16 protein-coding genes are annotated in these 17,186 nt (G+C 61.0%); 11 read left to right on the forward strand and 5 right to left on the reverse strand.

Translation table 11 applies throughout. The features are described from left to right. Positions 1 to 5 precede the first annotated feature (5 nt). Genes cobW through cobO form a run of 4 tightly spaced genes read left to right on the forward strand, consistent with a single transcriptional unit; the run spans position 6 to position 6,075 of the window. The gene (gene cobW / locus PY650_RS20145) at positions 6 to 1,055 is read left to right on the forward strand and encodes a cobalamin biosynthesis protein CobW (protein WP_285881313.1); all 1,050 of its coding nucleotides are present in this window, start codon (positions 6 to 8) and stop codon (positions 1,053 to 1,055) included. Positions 1,056 to 1,064: 9 nt separating this feature from the next. Beyond that, positions 1,065 to 4,838, forward strand: a complete 3,774-nt coding sequence (gene cobN / locus PY650_RS20150; protein WP_285881314.1) for a cobaltochelatase subunit CobN — start codon at positions 1,065 to 1,067, stop codon at positions 4,836 to 4,838. Further along, positions 4,835 to 5,434, forward strand: coding sequence for a dimethylsulfonioproprionate lyase family protein (locus tag PY650_RS20155; protein WP_285881315.1), 600 nt, complete (start codon positions 4,835 to 4,837; stop codon positions 5,432 to 5,434). Before cobN ends, PY650_RS20155 begins: the two co-directional genes overlap by 4 nt. Continuing rightward, positions 5,431 to 6,075: a cob(I)yrinic acid a,c-diamide adenosyltransferase gene (cobO, locus tag PY650_RS20160; protein WP_285881316.1), complete on the forward strand. Its 645-nt coding sequence runs from the start codon at positions 5,431 to 5,433 to the stop codon at positions 6,073 to 6,075. The genes PY650_RS20155 and cobO overlap by 4 nt, the downstream gene beginning before the upstream one ends. Before the next feature lie 62 nt (positions 6,076 to 6,137). On the opposite strand, the gene PY650_RS20165 is transcribed toward cobO, so the two are convergent. Together PY650_RS20165 and PY650_RS20170 are read right to left on the reverse strand one after the other, a co-directional pair. Beyond that, positions 6,138 to 6,266, reverse strand: a complete 129-nt coding sequence (locus PY650_RS20165) for a hypothetical protein (RefSeq protein WP_285881317.1) — start codon at positions 6,264 to 6,266, stop codon at positions 6,138 to 6,140. Continuing rightward, positions 6,259 to 8,100: a type II toxin-antitoxin system HipA family toxin gene (locus PY650_RS20170; protein ID WP_285881319.1), complete on the reverse strand. Its 1,842-nt coding sequence runs from the start codon at positions 8,098 to 8,100 to the stop codon at positions 6,259 to 6,261. The genes PY650_RS20165 and PY650_RS20170 overlap by 8 nt, the downstream gene beginning before the upstream one ends. Positions 8,101 to 8,468: 368 nt before the next feature. Here PY650_RS20170 and PY650_RS20175 point away from each other — a divergent pair, with 368 nt between their 5' ends. Then, the gene (locus PY650_RS20175; RefSeq protein ID WP_285881367.1) at positions 8,469 to 8,621 is read left to right on the forward strand and encodes a hypothetical protein; all 153 of its coding nucleotides are present in this window, start codon (positions 8,469 to 8,471) and stop codon (positions 8,619 to 8,621) included. 107 nt (positions 8,622 to 8,728) lie between these two features. Here the strand turns inward: PY650_RS20175 and PY650_RS20180 are convergent, their stop codons facing one another. The 3 genes from PY650_RS20180 to PY650_RS20190 form a co-directional block, all read right to left on the reverse strand. Continuing rightward, a complete protein-coding gene (locus PY650_RS20180; RefSeq protein ID WP_285881321.1) occupies positions 8,729 to 9,535 on the reverse strand; it encodes a helix-turn-helix domain-containing protein in 807 nt (268 codons plus the stop codon). Beyond that, on the reverse strand, positions 9,532 to 9,897 hold the full coding sequence (locus tag PY650_RS20185; protein ID WP_285881323.1) for a nuclear transport factor 2 family protein: 366 nt from the start codon (positions 9,895 to 9,897) through the stop codon (positions 9,532 to 9,534). The genes PY650_RS20180 and PY650_RS20185 overlap by 4 nt, the downstream gene beginning before the upstream one ends. A gap of 103 nt (positions 9,898 to 10,000) precedes the next feature. Then, entirely contained in the window at positions 10,001 to 10,786 is a 786-nt protein-coding gene (locus PY650_RS20190) for a TSUP family transporter (protein ID WP_285881324.1), read from the reverse strand. 366 nt (positions 10,787 to 11,152) lie between these two features. On the opposite strand from PY650_RS20190, the gene PY650_RS20195 reads away from it, so the two are divergent. The 6 genes from PY650_RS20195 to cbiB all read left to right on the forward strand — a co-directional run bounded on the left by PY650_RS20195 (position 11,153) and on the right by cbiB (position 17,156). Next, on the forward strand, positions 11,153 to 11,557 hold the full coding sequence (locus PY650_RS20195) for a cobalamin biosynthesis protein (protein WP_285881325.1): 405 nt from the start codon (positions 11,153 to 11,155) through the stop codon (positions 11,555 to 11,557). 213 nt (positions 11,558 to 11,770) lie between these two features. Further along, positions 11,771 to 12,721, forward strand: coding sequence for a nucleoside hydrolase (locus PY650_RS20200; protein ID WP_285881327.1), 951 nt, complete (start codon positions 11,771 to 11,773; stop codon positions 12,719 to 12,721). A gap of 310 nt (positions 12,722 to 13,031) precedes the next feature. Further along, positions 13,032 to 13,880, forward strand: a complete 849-nt coding sequence (gene cobA, locus PY650_RS20205) for a uroporphyrinogen-III C-methyltransferase (protein ID WP_285881328.1) — start codon at positions 13,032 to 13,034, stop codon at positions 13,878 to 13,880. Further along, entirely contained in the window at positions 13,877 to 15,184 is a 1,308-nt protein-coding gene (locus PY650_RS20210) for a cobyrinic acid a,c-diamide synthase CobB (RefSeq protein ID WP_285881329.1), read from the forward strand. The genes cobA and PY650_RS20210 overlap by 4 nt, the downstream gene beginning before the upstream one ends. After that, a complete protein-coding gene (cobD, locus tag PY650_RS20215; RefSeq protein ID WP_285881330.1) occupies positions 15,181 to 16,179 on the forward strand; it encodes a threonine-phosphate decarboxylase CobD in 999 nt (332 codons plus the stop codon). Before PY650_RS20210 ends, cobD begins: the two co-directional genes overlap by 4 nt. Next, positions 16,176 to 17,156 (forward strand): adenosylcobinamide-phosphate synthase CbiB, encoded by a 981-nt coding sequence (gene cbiB, locus PY650_RS20220; protein ID WP_285881331.1) that lies wholly within the window; start codon positions 16,176 to 16,178, stop codon positions 17,154 to 17,156. Before cobD ends, cbiB begins: the two co-directional genes overlap by 4 nt. Positions 17,157 to 17,186 lie beyond the last annotated feature (30 nt).

A 17,186-nucleotide genomic window follows, 5' to 3' on the forward strand; every position in this document is an offset into this window, starting at 1 on the left:
TCCGCATGAACCAGGAAAAGATTCCCGCCACCGTCATCACCGGCTTCCTTGGCGCCGGCAAGACGACGATGATCCGCAACCTCTTGCAGAGCACCGGCGGGAAGAAGATCGCCTTGATCATCAACGAGTTCGGCGATCTCGGCGTGGATGGCGACGTGCTGAAGGGCTGCGGCGCGGACAACTGCACCGAGGACGATATCATCGAACTGACCAATGGCTGCATCTGCTGCACCGTCGCAGACGATTTCATCCCGACCATGGCCAAGCTTTTGGAGCGTGAGGCGCGTCCCGACCATATCGTCATCGAGACGTCGGGTTTGGCGCTGCCGCAGCCGCTGGTGGCCGCCTTCAATTGGCCGGATATCCGCACCCAGGTCACCGTCGACGGTGTTATCACCGTGGTCGATAGCGCCGCCGTCGCCGCCGGCCGTTTTGCCGATGATCACGATGCCGTCGAGGCCCGTCGCGTCGAAGACGGCTCGCTTGATCACGAAAGCCCGATCGAGGAACTGTTCGAGGATCAATTGACCTGCGCGGATCTCATCGTCCTCAACAAGACCGATCTGATCGATGTTGCCGGCCTTGGCCGTGTCCGTAGCGAAGTTTTCTCTCGCACAGCGCGCAAGCCGACGATCATCGAAGCAAAGAACGGTATCGTTCCGGCGGCCGTCCTGCTCGGCCTCGGTATCGGTACGGAGGGCGACATTGCCAACCGCAAATCGCATCACGAGCTGGAGCACGAGGACGGCGCACCGCACGATCACGATGAATTCGACAGCTTCGTCGTCGAACTCGGCCCGATTGCCGATCCGGCGGTCTTCGTCGAGAAGCTCAAAGGCGTCATTGCCGAACACGATGTGCTGCGCCTCAAGGGCTTCGTCGATGTGTCCGGCAAGCCGATGCGACTGCAGATCCAGGCCGTCGGCAGCCGCGTCGATCATTATTTCGACCGCGCCTGGAGGCCGGGCGAAGCGCGCGCGACGCGGCTCGTGGTGATTGGGCTGCACGAGATGGATGAAGGGATCGTCCGCAAGGCGATAGAAGCGTTGGTCTAAGGCGAAGCCATGCATCTCCTCCTAGCCCAAAAGGGAACGATCAGCGACGGCGAGGAGGCGATCGATCTCGGCCAGTCGCCGGGCGATATCCTGTTCCTGTCGGCGGCCGATACCGAGCTTGCGGCGATCGCCGCCGCCCATGGGCAAGGGGAAGCCGCTCTTTCGTTGCGATTGGCGAGCTTGATGAGCCTCAAGCATCCCATGTCCGTCGACGCCTATGTCGAACGGACGGCGCGTCATGCGAAACTGATCATCGTGCGCGCGCTCGGCGGGGCCAGTTATTTTCACTATGCGCTCGAGGCGCTGCATGCCTGTGCCGCTCGTAGCGGCGCCCTCATCGCGGTACTGCCTGGGGATTCGAAACCTGATCCTGGGTTGACGCCGTTTTCCAATATCGCACTCGAAGACCTCAATGCGCTCTGGTCCTATCTGATCGAAGGCGGCGAGGCCAATTCGCGGGCATTTCTCGCCTATGCCGAGGCGATGCTGTCGGGAGCGGAGAGACCGACGCCGGCAGCGCCGTTGATGAAGGCCGGGATCTGGTGGCCGGGCAGGGGTGTGATCGGGGTCGAGGAGTGGAGCTCGATCTCCGCCTCCAGGATGGCAAGGGGGGCGGGAGTTGAACCCCCGACCGTCGCCATTTCTTTCTACCGGGCTCTTGTGCAGAGCGGCGAAACCAAACCGGTCGAAGCCATGATCGAGGCGCTCATTTTAGAGGGCATGCGGCCGTTGCCGGTGTTTGCCTATAGCCTAAAGGATCCGGTTTCGGTCGGTATTCTCGAAAGCGTTTTCGTGGAGCTGAAGCCGGATGTCGTGATCAACACGACCGGTTTTGCTGTTTCAGCGCCCGGGGCCGATCGCCAGCCGACCGTGCTGGAGGCGAGTGACGCCGTCGTGTTGCAGGCGATCTTCTCTGCATCCTCTGAGGAGGCTTGGGACGCCTCCTCGCTGGGGCTGTCGGCGCGCGATCTCGGTATGAACGTCGCATTGCCGGAGGTGGATGGGCGTGTGCTTGCGCGCGCTGTCTCGTTCAAGGCGGCAGCCCGCTATGATGATCGCGTCGAGGCCAACATCGTTGCCAGCGAGCCGGCCGAGGACCGCATGCGCTACACGGCGCGATTGGCAGCCAACTGGACGCGTCTGCGCAAGACACCGCCGTCTGATCGGCGGGTGGCGCTGGTCATGGCCAACTATCCCAACCGCGACGGACGACTGGGCAACGGCGTCGGGCTCGATACGCCGGCGGCCACGATGGAGGTTTTGAAAGCGATGCAGGCGACGGGCTATCGCCTCGCCGATCTGCCGGTGGACGGCGACGCGCTGATGCGTCATTTGATGGATGGGCCGACCAACTCCGGCCATGACGGCAAGCTCGTTCGCGAGACGCTTTCTCTAAGCGAATACAAAGATTTCCTGGCATCTCTTCCCATCCAGATTCACGATGAGATCGTCAAGCGTTGGGGAAATCCGGAAAGCGACCCCTATGTTCGCGAGGGCGTCTTTGCACTGCCTTTCACCCGTTTTGGCGACGTGCTTGTCGGCATTCAGCCGGCTCGCGGCTACAATATCGATCCGAAAGAAAGCTATCATTCTCCGGACCTCGTGCCGCCACATGGCTATCTGGCTTTCTACGCGTTCCTGCGCCAATCTTTTGCGGCCCACGCCGTCATCCACATGGGCAAGCACGGCAATCTCGAATGGCTGCCGGGCAAAGCGCTGGCGCTATCGGCGACCTGTTATCCAGAAGCAATCCTCGGGCCCCTGCCCCATCTCTATCCCTTTATCGTCAACGACCCCGGCGAGGGCACACAGGCCAAGCGCCGCACCAGCGCCGTAATCGTCGACCATCTGACCCCGCCTTTGACCCGCGCCGAAAGCTACGGCCCGCTCAAGGACCTCGAGGCGCTGGTGGACGAATATTACGAGGCCTCCGGCGGCGATCCCCGCCGTATTCGGCTGCTGCGCAAACAGATCCTCGATCTGGTCGCCGACATCGGCCTCGATCAGGATGCGGGCATTGCCAAGGGCGAAGGCGAGGATGAGGCGCTGAAGAAGCTCGATGCCTATCTCTGCGATCTCAAGGAACTGCAGATAAGGGATGGACTGCATGTCTTCGGCGTCTCGCCGTCCGGTAGGCTGCTGACGGATTTGACGGTTGCCTTGGCGCGCGTACCGCGGGGATTGGGCGAGGGTGGTGATCAGAGCCTGCAGCGGGCGATCGCGCGGGATGGGTTGGCGCAGCTTGCGTCGTTCGATCCCTTGGATTGCGACATGGCGGCAACTTGGACTGGTTACCGCCCCGATATTCTCGCCGATATTTCTGACGCTCCCTGGCGCACGCTGGGCGATACGGTCGAGCGCATCGAACTCCTGGCCGCTCGTCTCGTCTCAGGCGAAATCGCTTGCCCCGAAGACTGGCGTCAAACCCTCGCCGTTCTTGTCGAGATCGAATCCCGCCTGAAACCTTCTATTCTCGTCTGCGGTGATGCTGAAATCTCCGCCTTGCTGAAAGGTCTCGACGGTCGGTTCGTGCCACCCGGCCCTTCCGGTGCGCCGACGCGCGGCAGGCCGGATGTTTTGCCAACGGGCCGTAATTTCTATTCGGTCGACAGCCGCGCCGTCCCGACGCCGGCGGCCTATGAGCTTGGGAAGAAGTCGGCAGAGCTTTTGATCCGCCGCTATGTGCAGGATCACGGCGAGTGGCCGGTCTCCTTCGGCCTGACGGCCTGGGGCACATCGAATATGCGCACCGGCGGTGACGATGTTGCCCAGGCGCTCGCCCTGATCGGCGTCAAGCCGGTTTGGGACATGACTTCACGGCGTGTCACGGGCTATGAGATCGTTCCACCCGCCAAGCTCGGCCGACCACGCGTCGATGTGACGTTACGGATTTCGGGCTTCTTCCGCGATGCCTTTCCAGAGCAGATCGCGCTGTTCGACAGGGCGGTCCGCGCGGTCGGATCGCTGGATGAGGATGCTGCAGACAATCCCATTGCCGCGCGCATGCGGGGCGAGATGGCTCGCCTGGAAGCTGCCGGATTGGACGCGGTTTCGGCAAGCCGGCGTGCCGGTTACCGCATCTTCGGCTCGAAGCCCGGCGCTTACGGAGCCGGCCTTCAGGCGCTGATCGACGAAAAGGGTTGGGAGCGGCGCGCCGATCTCGCCGAAGCCTATCTCGTCTGGGGCAGCTATGCCTATGGTGCAGGCGAAGAGGGCCGTGCCGAGCGCGGCGTGTTCGAGGAGCGGCTGCGCTCGATCCAGGCGGTGGTACAAAACCAGGACAATCGAGAGCACGACCTGCTCGACAGTGACGATTACTACCAGTTCGAAGGCGGCATGGCAGCGGCGGCGGAGCAGCTCGCGGGCACCCGTCCGTCGGTCTACCACAACGACCATTCCCGCCCGGAAAAGCCGGTTATCCGCTCGCTGGAAGAGGAGATCGGCCGTGTCGTGCGGGGCCGCGTCGTCAATCCGAAGTGGATCGATGGTGTCATGCGCCACGGCTATAAAGGTGCCTCCGAGATATCGGCCACGGTCGACTATCTCTTCGCCTTCGCCGCAACGACGGGCGCCGTGCGCAATCATCATTTCGAGGCGGTCTATCAAGCTTTCGTCGTCGACCCAATGGTGCGTGATTTCATGGCGCAGAAGAACCCGGCCGCTTTAGAGGAAATGAAAGGGCGCTTGCTGGAAGCGATCGATCGTCAGCTATGGACGCCGCGCAGCAATTCGGCACAATTCGATCTGCAGGCTTCGACTGGGGATAGGGAGGTCTTGGCGTGAGTGTGATCGATGATCTTCTGCAGAGCTTTCACCATTACATCGCTTCACGGAGCGATCCCACACTGAGGCGTTTCGTCGAGGGCGTCGATTGGCGGATGGATGAGCGGACGCTTGCGGCCCACAGTTTGCCCGTTGTGGACTATCTGAAGGGGCTCCACCGGCCGGCCGACGCCGCGGAGGGTGTCCTGTTTTCCAGCCTCGTGGGCGCTTGCGGCGCATTGCACTGGGCTCAAACCTATAGCATCGCCGATTTCGGCGCTGATTTCCTGCAGAAATACGGTTGGGTCGAGCTTTTTGGCACGCGTGGCCACTTTGCCAGCGACGAAGTCGCCGGTGGCTTCCTGGTGCTCGGACCGGATGTGCACTATCCGGACCATCATCATATCGCCGAGGAAATCTATATCCCGCTGACGGACGGATCGCTATGGAGCAAGGATAGCCAAGCCTTCCTGCCGCGCTGGACAGGCGAGATCATCCACCACCCGTCCGATATTCGTCACGCAATGCGAACCGAGGGGACGTCGCTGGTGGCGCTTTATCTCTGGCGTGGCGGACCGCTGGCGCAGAAATCGATAATTCAAGGGAGAAAAGAATGAGCGAAGAAGTGGTCGAAACAGGTACCGACGCGCCGAAGAATGACGAGGCCCGCCATGCCGACAAGATGGCCAAGAAGAAGGTCGCGCGCGACAAGATCATGGCGACCAAGACAGACGAAAAGGGCCTGATCATCGTCCATACCGGCAAGGGCAAGGGCAAATCGTCGGCCGCCTTCGGCATGATTTTCCGTCACATCGCCCACGGAAAGCAGTGTGCTGTCGTGCAATTCATCAAGGGTGCGATGTGGACGGGCGAGCGCGATCTCATCGAAAAGCATTTCTCCGACATTTGCCAGTTCTACACCATGGGTGAGGGGTTTACCTGGGAGACGCAGGACCGTGCCCGTGACGTCGCCGCGGCACGTGCCGCCTGGGAAAAGGCCAAGGAACTGATCCGCGACGAACGCAATTCGATGGTGCTTCTCGACGAGATCAATATCGCGCTCCGTTACGACTATCTCGATATCAACGAAGTCCTCGACTTCCTGAAAACCGACAGGCCGCACATGACGCACGTCGTCTTGACCGGCCGCAACGCCAAGGAAGCGCTGATCGAGATCGCCGATCTCGTCACCGAGATGGAGCTCATCAAGCATCCGTTCCGCTCCGGCATCAAGGGACAGCCGGGCGTCGAATTCTAATTAGTTAGAGCAGCGATGCACTTCTGTCGGCGGCGGCGATGTCGAGCCTTGGATCGCCGACCCTAAAGGTTGCTGGCGACGCGAACCTCGTTTTCGGCAAGGCTGACTTCTTCGCCGTCCGCCTTGTCCTCGCGGACATGGCAGGACACTGCCGCCGACAGGTCGATGAGTGCGAACTCGATGCTATTCAAAAGTGGCCAGACGCTCGCGGACAATGTCCCGCATCTGCGCCGCCCGTTCAGCGCCGATTGAACCATCTGCCAGCGGCGGCGGCAAAGCAAGAGCGTCGAGGCCGTGCGCAAGGGCCACGGCCAGCTCATCCATGGCGGTATCCGCCGCGGCCGCCGGTATGCCCGCCGTCGCCGCAAAGCGCCTGAAATCCGCTCTTTTGAGCCGTTCGTCCTTGTCGCTGATTTTGAGCGCCATGTGGTCGCTCTGCAGGTTCGGAAACACGCGCGTCGTCACTGCGTCGTAGAGCGGCGCCATGCGGACCGAACCAAAATCCCTCCGTCGTGGCTCCGCTATTTTCAGAACGGCCATGTTCTTCAGATGCATATCGCCATCCGCGATCAGCCAGGCGAAGAGTGCCCGCCGCAAGACCAACAGCAGGTCCGCATCCGGATCAGTAGAGAGCGGGCGGAGGGCGGCCGCGATCCGCTCCATGGTGCCCGTGTATTTATCTTCCGCTCGCACGCCGAGAACGGATGCCATGTCCTCGAGCGCCAGACGGCGCATATCGTCAAGGCTTGTGCGGATATCAAACCGCTCAACTGCGAGGGCGTGCGGCATGCCATCCGGCATAGCGACGAGTGCAATGGCGGGCACGATGAACCCGGCCGCCCGGCCAAGTTCCATGGATTGCCATTCGATCGCGGGCAGCGCCTCAAATCCCGACGTTCCGGCGGGCTTGAGGATATGCGTGAACGGCTTGTTCGTACTGGGCATAAGGCTGCCGTCGGCATCGAGAAACATCGGCGCCTTGATCTGCACTCCTGACAGGCGCGGCGTTTCGCCCGTCGCGAAGATTTTCGCCAGGTTCTGTTCGAACGTATCCTGGATGCTGCCGCGGCCGGGACCGGCATAGCTTCCTGTGAACAGGTGATTTGCCGTGAAGGTGTTCAGCCGCGTCAGTAGAATATCGGCCGGAAGCGCCGTCAGCTCGCTGGCTCGCTCTACAATCGTGATGTTCGACATATACCGCTTGCCGGTGTGTAGTTCCGCCCGCTCGTCGGGGCTGTTCAGCACGCGGTTCAGCCAGCCTTCCGACAGCAGCGACCCAATGAAGGGGGGCAATCTGCCGGGCGTGGTCTGGCGCACAAGCGGCGGCCCGTCCGGATCAGACGCCTTCCATCGCCATTCGAAGCCATCATGCGTCAGGTTGCCGATCGGCGCGCCGTGCCATGCCACGATCAGGTCGAGCGCGGCCTGATTGGGAACGGCGACGGCGGCTGCAGGTTTCCGTTTGAGGAAACGTTCGGCGGCGCTGCCTTCGGCAAGCCAGTCATTGTCGCGGGCAAGCTTAAACACCGCATCCGCGGCGTTCTCCGGACTTCCATATTCTTCAATCAGCCGCGCGGCGATCGCCTCTTTCATGTCTTCGTCGAACGAGGCCGCATGTTCACTACGGATGCGGAAGGCTTCCAGAAAACGCTGGCGCAGTGAAGACACGTCCACGCGGAACTCGCCCATGTCGTCGCCAACCGCCGCTTGGGCGACGGAAGGGTGGTCCGGCGCTTTGTTCTGAATGATTTCGAGCGTCCTGATGCGCTGCCGCTGCACGCGGCGACCGGTAAGGAACAGCCGGCCATCGCGCATCGGGCCAAGTAGAACCGCACTGGCGGCCGACAGGTAGGCGTTCGGATAAAGATATTTGGCGATGCGTACAGCATGGGTCCGCACCGTCTGGTCTATATCGTCGTCGGCATCGACATAGATACCGCGCATGAGCTGGACCAACTTACCGGCTTCCGCCTGGCGATGACCGCGCATTTTGTCAATGTTTTCGCCGACGAGATGGAGAGGCACGTTATGTAACTTTCGCGTATTTCAGATACGGAAAAGTTACGTCAACTTTTTTGAAAATTCAAGAAAATGAAACTATCGCGTATCTGAAATACGCGATAGTTTCAAAATTGAAATTTACTATGGCGTTTTCCTTTAAGTCATTGATAAACAAAAGATGAGGCGGGAGCCTGTTGTGAAAGCCATTCGAAGCTATCACCATGATAAAGCCGCGCCTTGTCTATTTCGAAAGCCTTGGGGTCCGTGCCGAAAGCCGCCTGTCCCCCATCGGCGCAGGTTGTCCTGAACCCGCCCGTCTAAGGGCGTCCGGAGGATAACCCACGGCTCCCATTGAGAGCGCGGCACTGCACGACCGCGCCCTGATCGGCCTGATGATTTATTCCTTTAGCCGCATCGGCGCTGCTTCGAAAATGAAGGTCGAGGAGGAGATCGCCACAGAATGGCTTTGGACATACAATCATGAACGCCCCAACATGGGCATTGGCGGCGTCACACCCGCCCAGAAACTAAAAATGGCCGCGTGAATTCTACCGTCGAACCCCGTTAAAGCGGGGAGGATTACCGGACTAACCGCTGAATACCTTACTTCCGCCGCCTGCCAACTGATTTTGATGGCCTCGATCGGGCGGTTTCAGCTCTTCTGCACGACTGTCGCGATCTCTCTCAACGCCTCGGCTGTCGCCTGATCCGCAGGAAAAAGGGATTCGATCGCCAGTTCCGCCAGGGTAATATCGACGGGCGTGCCGAAGATTGTGGTGGTCGAAATAAACGAGAGGCGTGCGCCGTCGATGATGAGTTCCAGGGGCACGGCAATACCCGCATAATCGCGGCTTTGCGAGCTTGGCCTATGCGTTGTGGGATAGGCCGAGAGTTCCTTCAGCAAATCGGAGAGCACCGGGTCGCCGGTGGCTGTGATCTGCTGACGCAGCCTTTCAAGCAGATGCGCGCGCCACTCCGATAAATTGAAGATATTGGGTGCAAGGCCGTTCGGATGCAGGCTAAGCCGCAAGATATTCACCGGCGGCTTGAGCAGCGCAACGTCAGTGACGCGGGAGAGCAGAGGCGCGACAGCATCATTGGCGGCGATCAGGGTCCAGTGCCGGTCGATCGCCAATGCCGGAAAGGGCTGGTGGCCCTTTAGAATGACATCGATAGCCCGGCGTGCCGGAGCTAACGCCGGATCGTCGAGCGAGCGCTCAGGGAAGACCGGCGCGAGGCCGGCAGCCAACAGCATCGGATTGCGGTCCCTGAGTGGCACGCCCAGGCGCTCGGCGAGATGCATCAGCATCTCGCGGCTCGGAAGTGCGCGCCCGCTCTCGATGAAGCTGAGATGCCGTTGCGATATTTCGGCTTCGAGGGCGAATTCGAGTTGGCTCAAATGGCGGCGCTGCCGCCATTCGCGCAGCAGATCGCCGAGAGAGCGAGCGGGGATCATCATAGGGACGCTGGCGCCTGGTCGAGAAAGCCATAAACCGTTTTCAGCCGCTCGCCGTCGAGAATGGCAAAATCCGTGCCCTTGATCAGAGGCTCGTCGCCCTCTGTGCCGAGGCTCCAGGAGAAACGAAGCTTGTCGCCGTAGCGATCGGCCGGGCCGGCGAGCTTGAAGCGGAAGCCGGGAAGACGGTTATGCACGGCGGCCACCAGCGCATCGATCTCTTCATGTCCCTCACCGCGCATCAGCGGATCGACGTAGCTGCAGGGTTCCGTCCAGGCCTCGGTGATGAGGGCGCGGCGCCGTTCTGCATCGATTTCGTTCCAGACGGCGAGATAGCGTTCGGCAATGGTTGTCGCATCGGTCATCGGGTCAACTCCTTTGGATCGCCTGAACCGTTCAGGCAAGGCGATCATGGGCGAGCCCCTCAGCACTATCAATTACGTCGCAGGTAATCAAAGCCGGCTGATATCAAAACCCCAGCCAGATGCGAACGGGATTGGTCGGGTCGGCCAGCAGCTTGATGGCAAATGCGATGCAGACGATGACCAGCAGCGGCTTGATCAGCTTGGCTCCGATGCGCATGGCAAGCCGCGAGCCCGCCTGAGCACCCAAGAACTGGCCGAGACCCATGGTGAGGCCGACCTTCCAGAGGATGACGCCAGAGAAAGTGAAGACGATTAAGCCACCGAGGTTCGAGCCGAAATTCAATAGCTTGGTGTGAGCCGTCGCCTTCAGCATGCCGAAACCGACGAGTGTCACGAAAGCGAGCATGAAGAACGAGCCCGTGCCAGGTCCGAAGGCGCCGTCATAGAAGCCGATCAACGGTACGAAGGTAAAACCGAGCAGCGCCGCGCTCATGCGGCCGTGTTTTTCCATATCGTTGAGATTGGGCTTGAAGGCGAAATAAAGCGCGATGGCGATCAGCAGGAATGGCAGGACGATGCGCAGGATATCGCCTGGCATGATCGTCGCCAGTGCGGCGCCCAACATGCCGCCGATAACCGCCATTACGGCCATCGGCACTTGCGTGTGCAGCTGCACATGACCCTGGCGGGCATAGGCGATCGTTGCGGAGGCGGCGCCGCAGATCGACTGCACCTTGTTGGTGCCGAGCGTTTGCAATGGCGGGATCCCGGCAAGCAGCATGGCAGGTACGGTGATTAGCCCGCCGCCGCCGGCGATCGAATCGACAAAACCGGCGAAGAAGGCGGCGGCAAAGAGCAGAAGCAGCAGATGAAGGGTGATGTCTTGCAAAGCAGGGAACTCTGGGGGGTGAAATTCAGACGCCTTCTGGCACTAGAGGCGCGCCAGGGCAATTGCCATAGTGACACAGCCGGCGAAATTGACGGGCAGGGGTTGGATCTGTAGATGGTCAGGTGATGCGTTTTTGCCCTATCTTTGTGCATGGCCCCTCATCCTAGCCCTCTCCCGGTTCCCAACGGGGTGAAGGGACGACGGAAAAACCCGCAGGACCTTGTCACTCGATGGTGAGCGAGGAGGTCAAGGCGCTGTCGTTTCCTCTCCCTCTGCATTGCAAAAAAAGGGCTAGGGTGAGGGGCCATGCACAAAGACGCAGCAGGCGAGAACGTGCCCAATCATCACTGCCGTCGCTGAGGCCCCATGACGACCCCTGATCCTATGACCCGCCGCTACTTCCTCGGTCTCGGCTGCGAACGCGGTACGGACTGGAACGATGTGCGCTTGCTTGCCGAGCGCGCACTACAAGAGGGCGGGATAGAAGCCGATCAGATCCTGGCGATCGCCTCGATCGATACGCGCAGCAACGAGAAGGCGATCGTGGAGACGGCTGCATATCTTCGCCTATCGTTGCGCTTTTTCGACGCCGCAACGCTCGAGCGTGAGACGCCGCGTTTGAAGAATCCGTCCGAGCTCGTCTTTGCTCGCGTCGGCTGTCATGGCGTCGCAGAAGCGGCTGCGCTGGCTGCCGCCGGACCCATTGCAGACCTTGTCCTTCCGAAAATCAAATCCAGCTTTTCCACCGCTGCAATTGCGAAAATTGGCTGATTGTTGGTTCGCCGGTCTCGATTTGTCGCAATCTGTGGCGAATTCACGCGAGATTCCATCCGATATTGCAGAACTGGCGGCCGTGGCTATGGTGAGCATTTCGCCGATCGCGGTTCTCGCGTCTCCCGGCGGCCTCGCAAACATGATCCCAAAAAGTGCGGCGCGGTTTTTGGATAAGGTCAACCTTGATCAAAAGGACAATAAGGAAAAATCATGCACAAGGTCATTTACGACACGGACCCTGGTGTCGACGACGCCATGGCGCTTCTCTTCCTGCACCGCCATCCCGATATCCATCTTCTCGGCGTCACCACGGTGTTCGGCAACGCTTCCGTTGATACGACGACGCGCAATGCGCTGTTTTTAAAGCGCGAGTGGAGCATTCCGTGCCCGGTTGCCCGCGGCGCCAGCGTCACGTTCGATCCTTCACGCAAGGAGCGGGCTTGGCCGACCTACGTGCACGGTCATAACGGCCTCGGGGATATCGAAGTGCCAGCGACGATCGATCTGCCGGTCGATCCTCGCCCGGCCTATCAGTTCATCATCGATACGGTCCGCGCCAATCCGGGTGAGGTGACGCTGGTCGCCGTCGGCCGTATGACCAATCTGGCATTGGCGCTGAAGCACGACCCCGAGATCGCCAGTCTGGTCAAAGACGTCGTCATCATGGGCGGCAGCTTCTATGTTCCGGGCAACGTGACGCCAGTGGCTGAAGCCAATATCCACGGCGATCCGGAAGCCGCCGACGCCGTCCTGACAGCATCCTGGAAAGTCGTGGTCGTCGGTCTCGACGTCACTGCGGTCACGACGATGAGCCGCAGCTATCTTGCCGATATGGCAAAGGCCGGCGGCCCGTCCGTACAGTTGCTGTCAGATCTGTCGCAGTCCTATATCGACTTCTACAGTCATGCGGTGGACGACGGCATGATGGTGCACGATAGCTGCGCTTGCGTCTATGTCGTGGCACCGGAGCTGTTCAATACGGTCGAGGGCTCCGTGCGTGTCGTCTGCGGCGGCATTGCCGACGGCCAGACGATCGTCAAGCAGAACGGACGACGTTTTGCGCCGAACGAATGGGATAATCTACCGAACCAGATAGTCTGCACCGGCATTCGCTCGCAAGCGGTTATCGACCTGATCCGCGACGTGATCCTCGGCAAGTGAACCACTGAAGCCGGATTGAGAGGGCGGCTCGGCTGCCCTCTTTAAAAGCCTTGTTCTCAACGCAAGCCATTTCATAATATTATCAAATGCTTTCGCCGCCTTCCTACAATCCGGATCAAGGATTTGGAGCGATGAATCGCTTTTGCTTCCGGCGTCTTCGTCGTCTTGGGGAAAGCGAATAGCGCAGCACCGCTGCTGCAGAGACCCGCTCTGCCCTATTATCCCCGGATAGAGATGGGGGTCGAACCGAAGCCGCCTTATCCCATTCTCAAGATTGCAATTTTGCCCATCCGGGCATAGGACAGGTGGGATGAACGATACCGCATTTTCCAATCTGCCGGCGCTTGAGCCGGGCTCCGTCTGGCTCGTTGGCGCCGGGCCGGGTGATCCCGGACTTTTGACCTTGCTCGCGGCCAAAGGACTGGCGCAAGCGGATATCATCGTGCACGACGCGCTCGTCAACGAGGATTGTCTGAAACTCGCCAATCCCGGTGCTCTGCTGGAATATGCAGGCAAGCGCGGTGGCAAGCCGTCCGCCAGGCAGCGGGATATTTCGCTGCGTCTTGTCGAGCTGGCGCGCGCGGGCAAGCGTGTGTTGCGGCTGAAGGGCGGCGATCCCTTTGTATTCGGTCGCGGCGGCGAAGAGGCTTTGACGCTGGTCGAACACGGTATTCCTTTCCGTATCGTACCCGGCATCACCGCCGGTATTGGCGGTCTCGCCTATGCCGGCATTCCCGTCACACATCGCGACGTCAATCATGCCGTGACTTTCCTGACGGGCCATGATTCGTCCGGCGTCGTGCCGGACGCGATCAACTGGGAGGCGGTCGGCAAGGGCTCGCCGGTCATCGTCATGTATATGGCGATGAAGCACATAGCTCAGATCAGCGCCAACCTCATTGCCGCCGGCCGTTCGGCCGACGAGCCGGTCGCTTTCGTCTGCAATGCCGCGACGCCTGCGCAGCAGGTGCTGGAGACGACGCTCGGGCAAGCCGAAGCCGATGTCGCCGCGTCCGGCCTGGAGCCGCCGGCGATCGTCGTGGTCGGTGATGTCGTGCGGTTGCGTCCTTGCCTCGATTGGCTGGGGGCTTTGTCCGGCCGCCAGCTCCTTGCGGAGACGGAGGTGCGGGCGGCTGCGGCTCATAAGGTGTCGGCATGAGCGGCCTGCTGATCGCCGCGCCGGCCTCGGGCTCGGGCAAGACCACGGTTACGCTCGGCCTGTTGCGAGCGTTGCGAACAAGAGGAATTGCGGTGGCGCCGGGTAAAGCCGGCCCCGACTATATCGACCCTGCTTTCCTAGCGGCCGCTACCGGTTCGCCCTGTCTCAATTTCGATCCCTGGGCCATGCGCCCCGAATTGATCTCCGCCAATTCGGCGCTGCATCGTGCCGGCGGACGGATGCTGGTCATCGAAGCGATGATGGGGCTGTTTGACGGCGCGGCGGATGGTTCCGGCACGCCGGCCGATCTTGCCGCCTTCCTCGGGCTTTCCGTGGTGTTGGTGGTCGATGCTTCGCGCATGTCGCAGTCGGTTGCCGCCCTTGTCAGCGGCTTTGCCAATTTCCGCGCCGATGTCCGCATCGCCGGGGTAGTCCTAAACCGCGTCGGTAGCGACCGGCACGAGGCGATGCTGCGCCGGGCACTCGAGGCCGTGGGTATCCCCGTTGCCGCCGTCATTCGCTCCGACAAGGGGCTCGCGCTGCCGGAGCGGCATCTCGGGCTGGTGCAGGCGGGGGAACATGCCGGGCTGGAGGCGTTCATCGAACATGCGGCAGAGACGTTGTCGACGGCGTGTGATTTCGGGTTGCTGCTGCGCGCCGCTCACCAGAATATCGTCCGGCCATCCGCCGCCAACATTGCCCGGCTGATGCCGTTCGGACAGCGCATCGCCGTGGCGCGCGATATCGCTTTCGCCTTCTGCTACGAGCATATGCTGCTCGGCTGGCGGCGACGGGGGGCGGAGATTTCGTTTTTCTCGCCGCTTGCCAATGAGGCTCCGATAGCGGACGCCGACGCTATCTACCTGCCCGGCGGCTATCCGGAACTGCATGCTGGCAAGCTTGCGATTGCGACCCATTTTCACGGGGCAATACAGGCTGCAGCCGAGAAGGGCGTGCGAATTTATGGCGAGTGTGGCGGCTATATGGTGCTGGGCGAGGGATTGGTGGATGCCACCGGTACGCGCCATGAAATGCTCGGCCTGCTGCCGGTCGTTACCAGCTATGAGAAGCGCCAACGGCATCTCGGTTACCGGCGCGTGGCGCCGCTTGCCGGCTCATTCTTCGACCGGCCGATGACCGCGCATGAATTTCACTATTCCACCATCGTCTCCGAAGGCGAGGCGGATCGGCTATTTGCGGTCAAGGACGCGCTCGGGGCCGATCTCGGCACGGCGGGCCTGCAGCGCGGCAATGTCGCCGGTTCCTACATGCACCTGATCGACCTTGCCGGTGATAAGGTATGACGAGCAGGATCGTGCACGGCGGCGGCATTACGGCGGCGGCTCGTCTTTACGGCGGGCGACCGGAGGACTGGCTTGATCTGTCGACTGGCATCAATCCAAATCCCATCGCTTTGCCGGAGATCCCTTTGTCCACATGGCATCGGCTGCCGGACCAGCATCTGGCCGAACGGGCGAGGGAAGCCGCGCGGACCTATTATCGCAGTGGCGATATCCGGCCTTTGCCGGTCCCTGGTACGCAATCGGTGATCCAGCTTCTGCCACGGCTTGGATCGGCCGGTAATGCCGCCATCCTGTCTCCGACCTATGGGGAATATGCCCGCACCTTCGCGCTCGCCGGCTTGCCTGCCCCTGGGATTGCCAAGATCGATGATCTTACCCCCGAACACAAGCTGGTCGTCGTCGTCAATCCCAACAATCCGGATGGCAGGACGCTGTCGGTCGAGCGTCTGCAGCAATTGCATGATCGGCTGCGGGAACGCGGCGGCATGCTCGTCGTCGACGAAGCATTCGGGGATATGGACCCCGAAAGCAGCCTTGCCCCGCACGCAGCCTTTATGCCGAACCTCATCATCTTTCGCTCATTCGGCAAGTTCTTTGGCTTGGCCGGTCTGCGTCTCGGTTTCGTAATCGCGCAAGACTCGATCTTAGAGCGTTTCGAAGACTGGCTGGGCCCTTGGGCGGTTTCCGGGCCGGCGCTTTCACTGGCCACCTCCTTGATGACTGGCGAGAGCGCCTCCATTCGCAACCGCATTCTCGATCGCAGATCGGCGCTAGCTGCGGTACTTCGCCGGGCCAAACTCAAGACGATCGGTGGCACGGGGTTGTTCGCGCTTGTTGCCGATGATTGTGCAAGCGACATATATTCGCATCTCTGCGGCCATCATATTCTCGTCCGTAAGTTCGACTATGCGCCGAATTGGCTGCGCTTCGGCCTTGCTCCAGACGAGGAAGCCGATCGCAGGCTTGCCCGGGCGTTCGAGGATTATTCGATATGATAATCGACTTACACTTGCTTATCCTCGTTCTGGCCCTGCTGTTGGACCGCCTGATCGGCGATCCCGATTGGCTGTGGCAGCGCCTGCCGCATCCCGTCGTGCTTTTCGGCAGGGCGATTTCCTTCTTCGACCGCCATTTCAACACCAAGCATCTGCCGGGTTCGGTGCGGCGTCGCAATGGGGTGATGTCGATCGTCGCGCTGCTTTTCGGCGCGGTCATAGCCGGCTTTGCCGTGCATGGGCTGCTCGTCTTTTTCGGCCGGCTCGGCATCCTGCTCGAAGCAGGGCTGGTGGCGATCTTCCTGGCGCAGAAGAGCCTTTCCGATCATGTCGGCGAGGTGTCGAAGGCGTTGCGCACCGAAGGACTGGACGGCGGACGTCGCGCCGTAGCACGCATCGTCGGGCGAGATCCTGAAACCCTGGATGAATCCGGCGTTTGCCGCGCCGCGATCGAGAGCCTTGCCGAGAATTTTTCCGATGGCGTCGTGGCGCCAGCGCTTTGGTATGCCATTTTTGGCCTGCCGGGCCTGTTTGTCTACAAGATGCTGAATACGGCCGATTCGATGATCGGCCATAAATCCGAGACCTATATCGATTTCGGCTGGGCCGCAGCCCGGCTGGACGACGTCGCCAACTGGCCGGCGGCGCGACTATCGATCCTGTTGATTGCCGCCGGCGCGCTCGCCAAGAAGGGGATTTCCGCGCTCGGCAACACGATCCGCGTTGCGGTCCGTGACGGTGGGCTGCACCGCTCACCGAATTCGGGCCGGCCGGAAGCGGCGATGGCGGGCGCGCTGGATATCCAGCTTGCAGGGCCGCGTGTCTATGGTGGTGAGATCGTGCGCGAACCGATGATCAACGGTTCGGGCCGCGACACCGCCACCGTCAGCGATGTCGAGGCCGGCATCTCGATCTTTCATGCGGCATGCACGATGCTGACGCTCTTTACCTTTGTCGTCTTCCTGCTGCTGCTATAGATGGAGGATTCTGCGTTAACGAATTACTCA

It is taken from the genome of Martinezella calliandrae (assembly GCF_030272695.1).
Lineage (GTDB): Bacteria > Pseudomonadota > Alphaproteobacteria > Rhizobiales > Rhizobiaceae > Rhizobium > Rhizobium calliandrae.

Coding starts and splice junctions, on each gene's coding strand:
- cbiB (WP_285881331.1), top strand. CDS start 16,176: ATGATAATCGACTTACACTTGCTTATCCTCGTTCTGGCCCTGCTGTTG.
- cobO (WP_285881316.1), top strand. CDS start 5,431: ATGAGCGAAGAAGTGGTCGAAACAGGTACCGACGCGCCGAAGAATGAC.
- PY650_RS20210 (WP_285881329.1), top strand. CDS start 13,877: ATGAGCGGCCTGCTGATCGCCGCGCCGGCCTCGGGCTCGGGCAAGACC.
- PY650_RS20185 (WP_285881323.1), bottom strand. CDS start 9,897: ATGACCGATGCGACAACCATTGCCGAACGCTATCTCGCCGTCTGGAAC.
- cobW (WP_285881313.1), top strand. CDS start 6: ATGAACCAGGAAAAGATTCCCGCCACCGTCATCACCGGCTTCCTTGGC.
- cobN (WP_285881314.1), top strand. CDS start 1,065: ATGCATCTCCTCCTAGCCCAAAAGGGAACGATCAGCGACGGCGAGGAG.
- cobA (WP_285881328.1), top strand. CDS start 13,032: ATGAACGATACCGCATTTTCCAATCTGCCGGCGCTTGAGCCGGGCTCC.
- PY650_RS20200 (WP_285881327.1), top strand. CDS start 11,771: ATGCACAAGGTCATTTACGACACGGACCCTGGTGTCGACGACGCCATG.
- PY650_RS20175 (WP_285881367.1), top strand. CDS start 8,469: ATGATTTATTCCTTTAGCCGCATCGGCGCTGCTTCGAAAATGAAGGTC.
- PY650_RS20180 (WP_285881321.1), bottom strand. CDS start 9,535: ATGATGATCCCCGCTCGCTCTCTCGGCGATCTGCTGCGCGAATGGCGG.
- cobD (WP_285881330.1), top strand. CDS start 15,181: ATGACGAGCAGGATCGTGCACGGCGGCGGCATTACGGCGGCGGCTCGT.
- PY650_RS20195 (WP_285881325.1), top strand. CDS start 11,153: ATGACGACCCCTGATCCTATGACCCGCCGCTACTTCCTCGGTCTCGGC.